Annotated in this window: 2 protein-coding genes; both read left to right on the top strand. The window is 48.2% G+C overall.

Annotated features, from left to right (window positions below):
• Window positions 1–63: 63 nt before the first annotated feature.
• Window positions 64–270 carry a hypothetical protein gene (locus MO867_RS22675; RefSeq protein WP_252473396.1) on the top strand — a complete coding sequence of 69 codons (207 nt, stop codon included), beginning with the start codon at window positions 64–66 and terminating at the stop codon, window positions 268–270.
• Window positions 271–272: 2 nt separating this feature from the next.
• A partial coding sequence (locus MO867_RS24260; protein ID WP_373565933.1) for a helix-turn-helix domain-containing protein occupies window positions 273–423 on the top strand: 151 nt, incomplete at its 3' end.

Genomic DNA, 423 nt, shown 5'->3' with positions numbered 1-423 from the left:
AATTTCGACGGTTCCGGATTTAACCCAGAGCAGTAAAAACAATTCACAACTGGGGGCAACATTATGCAGGACGATATTAAAGCGGCGTTGGCTGGACTGCCTGAGTCTGAGCGTGACCGTTGGGCCTTTTGCGCCCGGAGGAACAAAAATAACACGGCATTACAGCAGGCTGAAAAAACCGTCGAAATGATGGCTGAAGAATTGTGCGATTTTTTAGGACTTGATGAGACTCCCATTGGCTCTAATCAAGTGCAAGGAGGTTCGCAGTGAGCATGGAGTTAATGGTTAAGGCGATGAAAACCAAGGTGGGAAACCCCTTACGCAAGCTTGTCTTGATAAAGCTTGCTGATAACGCCAATGACAAAGGGGAGTGCTGGCCCAGTTATAACCACGTTGCGGAGCAATGCGAGATAAATCGCCGCT

It is taken from the genome of Microbulbifer okhotskensis (assembly GCF_023895975.1).
Lineage (GTDB): Bacteria > Pseudomonadota > Gammaproteobacteria > Pseudomonadales > Cellvibrionaceae > Microbulbifer > Microbulbifer okhotskensis.
Note: the sequence above shows the minus strand (reverse complement) of the source record. Positions and strands in the feature narration are given on the sequence as shown.

Coding starts and splice junctions, on each gene's coding strand:
- MO867_RS22675 (WP_252473396.1), top strand. CDS start 64: ATGCAGGACGATATTAAAGCGGCGTTGGCTGGACTGCCTGAGTCTGAG.